The sequence below is a fragment of the Prevotella sp. DNF00663 genome, from assembly GCF_001553265.1.
Taxonomy (GTDB): Bacteria; Bacteroidota; Bacteroidia; order Bacteroidales; family Bacteroidaceae; genus Prevotella.
In genome coordinates this window covers 21,455-28,303 of record NZ_KQ960650.1, presented here as the reverse complement: position 1 = coordinate 28,303, position 6,849 = coordinate 21,455, and the positions used below count along the sequence as shown (strand labels likewise).

The 6,849-nt window shown below is 46.7% G+C and carries 4 protein-coding genes; all 4 read right to left on the bottom strand.

The genetic code is table 11. The features are described 5' to 3' along the window. Positions 1–19: 19 nt before the first annotated feature. Positions 20–1,228, bottom strand: coding sequence for an L-serine ammonia-lyase (locus tag HMPREF3034_RS09605; RefSeq protein ID WP_062435127.1), 1,209 nt, complete (start codon positions 1,226–1,228; stop codon positions 20–22). A 355-nt stretch (positions 1,229–1,583) separates the two neighbouring features. Beyond that, positions 1,584–3,821, bottom strand: a complete 2,238-nt coding sequence (locus HMPREF3034_RS09600) for a family 20 glycosylhydrolase (RefSeq protein ID WP_062435124.1) — start codon at positions 3,819–3,821, stop codon at positions 1,584–1,586. 206 nt (positions 3,822–4,027) lie between these two features. After that, on the bottom strand, positions 4,028–5,236 hold the full coding sequence (locus HMPREF3034_RS09595) for a 3-deoxy-D-manno-octulosonic acid transferase (RefSeq protein WP_036899556.1): 1,209 nt from the start codon (positions 5,234–5,236) through the stop codon (positions 4,028–4,030). 35 nt (positions 5,237–5,271) lie between these two features. After that, entirely contained in the window at positions 5,272–6,789 is a 1,518-nt protein-coding gene (gltX, locus tag HMPREF3034_RS09590) for a glutamate--tRNA ligase (protein ID WP_062435123.1), read from the bottom strand. Between the last annotated feature and the right edge of the window lie 60 nt (positions 6,790–6,849).

Sequence of the window (6,849 nt, the reverse complement as noted above, 5' to 3'; positions counted from 1 at the left end):
AGGGGACGGGGGTGAGGTTTTACTTCTTCCTATACGCCCTCGCTAGCCCCCCTTCACTCGTTTCTTTATATACCGAAGGCAAGTCGTGGCCAGTTTGCTTCATCACCTCCACCACATGGTCGAACGATACACGGTGTTTACCATCGGAGAAAGTTGAATATAGATTGGCATCGAGGGCACGAGCGGCCGCAAAGGCATTACGCTCGATACACGGAATCTGTACCAATCCGCACACAGGATCGCAAGTCATACCCAAGTGATGTTCCAATCCCATCTCGGCAGCATACTCTACTTGCGAGGGCGTACCGCCAAACAACTGGCACGAAGCGGCTGAAGCCATGGCGCAAGCTACCCCTACCTCACCTTGACAACCTACGTCGGCGCCCGATATAGAAGCATTCTGCTTCACGATATTACCGAACAATCCGGCAGTTGCCAAGGCATGTAGAATCTTCGTTTCGCTGAAGTTATGGGCATGACGTAAATGATAAAGCACTGCCGGAATGACGCCACAAGCACCACAAGTAGGTGCAGTGACCACCGTTCCACCGGCCGCATTCTCTTCGCTCACAGCCAATGCGTAGGCATAAACCAGTCCGCGTGACTGCAACGACTGTCGGAATCCCTGAGCCTTCACATAATAGGTAGAGGCCTTACGAGGCAAATGTAACACACCGGGCAATACTCCCTCGGTCTCTATACCGCGCTTCACGGCATCCTCCATCACATGCCAAACCTCAGCAAGGAAATCCCATATATCTTTGCTTTCACACTGTTCCACATATTCCCAAAAGCTCATACCGTGGTCTTCGCACCACGCTTGAATCTCGGTAAGCGTATTCAACTGATAGGTATCTTCGACGTCTGCCAATGTATCTTCGATTCCCTCTGACAGATTTCCACCACCGATACTGTACACCGTCCATTCTTCATTGATCTTCCCATCAGCATCAAAAGCTGCAAACTTCATACCATTCGGATGGTAAGGCAAGAAGACTGTAGGTTCCCAATGAATAGTTACGGGAGCCACAGGAGTAAGCACTTCCTCAATAGCCATATCCGTCATATGTCCTTTACCGGTAGCAGCCAGACTGCCATAGAGGGTCACTTCAAAGTGTGTTGCGTTTTCATGGCGTTCCACAAAAATCTTGGAAGCTCTATGAGGTCCCATCGTGTGACTGCTCGAAGGACCTATCCCAATCTTGTATATTTCTCTAATCGACTTCATAGGTTTATCATATCATTCGCTCCATGCGATTCATAAGCAAAAGTAATAAATAAGTATGGAATGCCAAAATATTCCCTTTCGTTTTGCTGCAGAGGCTTGGCAATCTTGCTGCATAGCTCAAACAGCATAGCTGAAAAGCCGAAACAGCATTGCTGCTGAAGCGAAGCAGCAGCCCCACCCTGACCCTCCCCAAAAGGGGAGGGATATATAGAGAGTTAACAAGTAGGCAAAATGGCGAGTAAACAAGGTTTCCATGGAGTAGATAAAGAGGTAATAGGAAGTAATTAAACAAAGAAACCGACCTACAGAAACAAGTCCATAGGTCGGTCCATCTAGTTATAATGACATATAAAAACTAGTGTCGATAGCTCACTTGACCGGCACCTGACACCCGCAGGCTCAACTGTCCACCGTTGTGGTCGAAGTATCTTACCTCAATAGGATGCAGCCCCTTGCGCATGGCATGCTGCCCCACAACCTCTTGTGGTGAATGGTCTCCATCGTTATCGACGACCATCTGACCATCTACTTTCAGCAAACTACCGTCGTCGGACAACAATGCAAAAGTATAAATACCATCTTCGGGAACATCGATATAGCCCGTTATCACCAACCCGATGTTACCACTTACCTCTTTCGGAATCTCTACTTTATCAACTGTATAAGTGCCATTAATCGGCGCCTTCTCTATGCCTGCACAACCGGAACCATCATATTCATGCCACACTACGTGCAATCCGGGTTTGACATTATCCGCAGATACGGCCGGAGCATAATCTTCTTTCTGATAGCGGAAATGCACGGTGTTGTCTTTACGTCCATCAGTTCCGAACAAGCGGAACGCGAAATCGGTGGTAGAAGTCACACGCAACGGTGCGGTATAACGCTGTGAAGAGGCTTGTGGAATACTGCCATCAGTGGTATAACGTATCACAGCCGAGGGATCTTGACAATCTACTTTCACCTGCGCCTCATCGGTAAACACATTCACCCGATGGAATCCGGTGAGCGGTGGAATGCGATAAGTCACACCTAACTGTTGCAAACGAGGGTAATGAGCCACTACTCTACGATTGAAACCATCCCAGTCTTTACCCGTTCCATTCCAACCTAACTCAGCCACTGCCAACATTCGGGGGAACGACTGGAAATACATTCGCTCGCGTGTGGGTACCCATTCCGTCCATAGATTGCCCTGTACACCGAGTACCAAGTGGCTGTTGGCCTCTGTCACTCCATTAGGACGCATGTTGTAACCATATATTTTTTGCATGCCGGCAGCATCGCCATCGTAGTCAAGATAGAATTCGGTATTCGGTGTTAGAATCACAGAATTACCGTGATCTGCAGCTTGTTTGGGTGCCGATGGATTCCAGTTGCGCCACCACATCACCGTAGACGTAGCCGAGAGTCCACCTTCGATAATCTCGTCCCAGCCTATCATCTTGCGCCCATTAGCATTGATGAACTTCTCCATCTCATGGAGGAACCACGCCTGTAACTCATGCTCGTTTTTCAAATGCTGCTCTTTAATGCGACGTTGGCAGTCGGGACAAGTCTTCCAATTCTTCTGATCGACCTCGTCACCGCCTATATGTACATACTCACCGGGGAAGAGTGAGAACACTTCGCGCCATACATCCTTGCAAAAATCAAGCATGTGGTCTTTGCCGGGACATAGCGGTGTGGTGAACAATTTGCCCCAACCAGTCTGTTCAAAACACGAAAGTCCTTTGTAATTGGCAATAGCAGCCAAACTATGACCGGGCATATCAATCTCTGGAATGACGTCGATACCGCGGTCGCGAGCATAAGATACAATGGCACGAATATCGTCTTGCGTATAGAAGCCACCATACTTGCCATCACCACGTACATTCTTAGCCGCTGGCATGAGAGCTGGATTATCCTCCTTTTGGGCACGATTGATACAAACGGTATCCTGATTATTGTATGTACGCCAAGCCCCATTCTGTGTCAACAGCGGGTACTTCTTGATTTCGATGCGCCATCCTTGGTCATCAGTGAGGTGCCAATGAAACTTATTTATCTTGTAAAGCGCCAACACATCAAGTAATTCCATCACCTCATCACGGGTAAAGAAATGGCGAGAACAATCTAGTTCCATGCCACGCCAAGCAAACTTGGGAGTATCGGTAATATTCACTGCCGGCACCGTCCAAACACGTTTTACAGCCTCGCGCGACTCTATTTGCACAGGCAACAACTGGCGGAGCGTAGCAATGCCATTCACCACGCCACGATAGTCGGCTCCCTTGATGGTGATACCACGCATATCGGACTGCAGTTGATAGCTACCACTAATACCCTTATTGGTCAACATAAGACGAATGGAACCTTTACCCTTCTTCTGACGAAAGGCATAACCGGTGGGTGTAGCCAGCAGTTTAGCTAAATAAGCAGCAGCCGGACGCAGCGAAGCATTATCACAACTGATAGTAGTTTTTGCGGTAAGCGTATAACCACCTTGCCCCCATTGCACGTTGGTAGGTTGCGGAATGAGTTGCGCATGAAGCGTAGAAACAACGGTAAGCAATAAAGCTACAAGTAGTATCCTGAATAATTTAAACATGATTTTGGGTTTATAAGTTATCGTATTATCTAAGTATATCCTATTAGCAAAATAGACATTACAAAAATAAGAAGAACAAATGAATTAATGGTATCATCTAGAAAACAATTGCATCAAAACCCATAAAAAAGAAGCAATTCGTGTACCGATGAAACAAAGAAAGCCTATCTTCAAGGCAAATAGGCTGGCATCGAAGCGAGAAATAGTTATAAATGACTGAGCACTTTATCGGTAGCACCCGTAAAACCGGCAACAAATCGGCCAGCAGCATCGCCACTGGCTTTCAAGAAATCGGTTTGGGCGAATTGAGACATCAAGCTATTGAAGTCGTCGGCATTAGTAATCTCAAAGCCACCTTTGGCTGCCATAAGTCCTTGAGCCTCCTGAAAATGCTTATTGTTCGGGCCAAATATCACAGGAATATTCCAAACGGCAGCTTCCAAGACATTATGGATGCCCACACCGAAACCACCACCTACATACGACACCTCGCCATAATGATAGATTGACGACAGCAAACCAAAACAGTCTATGATAAGACAGTCAGCCGTAGCAGCCTCTTCCTGAGTCGCTTGAGTATATCGTATCGCTTTGCGATTGAGCTTGGAGAGGATTTGTTTCAAGTGGTCTTCACCTATCACATGAGGTGCGATAATCAACTTCCAATCCTTATGCTCATTGAAATAAGAGATGAAAATATCCTCATCAGGAGGCCAACTAGACCCGGCAACAAACACCGGACGCTCTTGCTTGAAAGCCTCAACAATGGGCAAACGCTTGCTGGCTTCCTTGATTTGAAGTACACGGTCGAAACGCGTATCGCCCACCACGTCGACATCGGTAACACCGAATCTAGCCAAAAGAGCCTTACTCTCAGCGTTCTGTACAAAGAAACGTTTGAAACATTTCAATACTTCTGCATATCGACGACCATACCATTTGAAGAAGATTTGGTCTTCGTGAAAAATACTAGACACACTATAAGCAGGCACACCTCGATGCTTCAAGATGTGCAGATAGTTGTACCAAAACTCATATTTGATGAAAAAGGCCATGACGGGACGCACCGTACGCAGGAATCGACGGGCATTGCGAATGGTATCAAGGGGCAGATAACAAACTATATCTGCACCCTCGTAGTTCTTTCGCACTTCATAGCCTGAGGGAGAAAAGAATGTAAGCAGTATCTTATATTCAGGATGTTCGCGCCGCATACGTTCCATCAAAGGGCGTCCTTGTTCAAATTCGCCAAGCGAAGCAGCATGAAACCAAACGTACTTTGCAGCAGGATCAACTTGCTCACGCAGCAAAGCGATAGCCTGACGCTCGCCTTTCCACATCTTTTTGACCTTCTTATTGAAGAGACTGGCAATAGCTACTCCAATCAGATATAGGTATATGATGACTTGATACACGACTATGCTATTTCCTCTTTAATACTGATACAAACTTATTTTAAGACCTCAATGGCACGGCGAAGACGTGTCAGCGTCTCTTCTTTTCCTAAGAATGCGGTAATATCGAACATGCCGGGACCTTTGCCGATACCCACCAATGCTAGTCGGAACGCATTCATCACATCGCCCAACTTATATTCCTTATCCTCAACCCATTTGAACACCACAGTCTCTTGGTTTTCTATTGAGAAGTCGGAAATACCTTCAATGACATCGGCCAACTCCGCCATTTGCTGGGCAGAATATTCCTTCCAACGCTTGCGGGCTGTCTTCTCGTCGTACTCAGTAGGCGCAATAAAGAAGAAAGAGCATAAGGGCCATAATTCTTTAACGAAGCTTACGCGGTCTTTCATCATGTGAACCACCTGCGTAACACGCTCCATAGACTCTTCTACACCGTTGTTGGCAACGATGGGGGCAAACAATTTGGCAATTTCATCGTCGCTCTTACGCAGGATATATTCGTGGTTAAACCACATTCCTTTTTGGTAGTCGAACTTAGCACCACTCTTAGAACACTTTGTAATATCGAATACCTGAACCAGTTCATCCAGCGTAAACAGTTCTTGTTCTGTCCCCGGATTCCATCCCAACAAAGCGAGGAAGTTGATTACAGCCTCTGGGAAATAGCCGCTTTCGCGGTATCCTGACGACACTTCTCCGGTCTTAGGGTCGTGCCATTCCAATGGAAATACGGGGAAACCGAGGCGGTCTCCGTCGCGCTTACTAAGCTTTCCCTTGCCTTCGGGCTTCAATAACAGAGGCAAATGTGCAAACTCCGGCATGGTATCGGCCCATCCGAAAGCCTCATACAACAGCACATGAAGGGGCGCACTTGGCAACCATTCCTCACCACGAATGACGTGTGTGATTTCCATCAAGTAGTCGTCGACGATGTTGGCAAGATGATATGTAGGCAACTCGTCGGCACTCTTATAGAGCACTTTATCGTCTAGAATATCGCTCTTAATAACGACTTCGCCACGAATCAAGTCGTGAACATGCACTTCCCTACCCGGTTCTATCTTGAAACGAACAGTATATTGCTTTCCATCCTCAATGAGTTGGTCTACCTCTTCTTTTGATAATGTAAGAGAATTGCGCATCTGCATGCGTGTACGAGCATCGTATTGGAAGTTGGCAATCTCCTGATGTTTGGCCTCAAGTTCCTCTGGTGTATCGAAAGCTATGTAGGCTTTACCGTTGTCAAGCAACTGCCTGACATACTCTTTATAGATTTCTCGGCGCTCACTTTGGCGATAAGGACCATGCTGTCCACCAAAGCTGACACCCTCGTCGAAACGAATTCCCAACCAACGGAACGACTCAATGATGTATTCTTCGGCTCCGGGAACAAACCGATGTGAGTCGGTATCCTCTATTCTGAATACGAGTTCGCCACCATGTTGACGTGCGAATAGATAATTATACAATGCTGTGCGAACACCGCCAATATGCAAAGCTCCTGTTGGACTAGGCGCGAAACGCACCCTTACTTTTCTTTCTGCCATCCTCAATCAATGTAGATAAGATATAGATATTTCTTGCAAAATTAATATATTTTTTCCAGT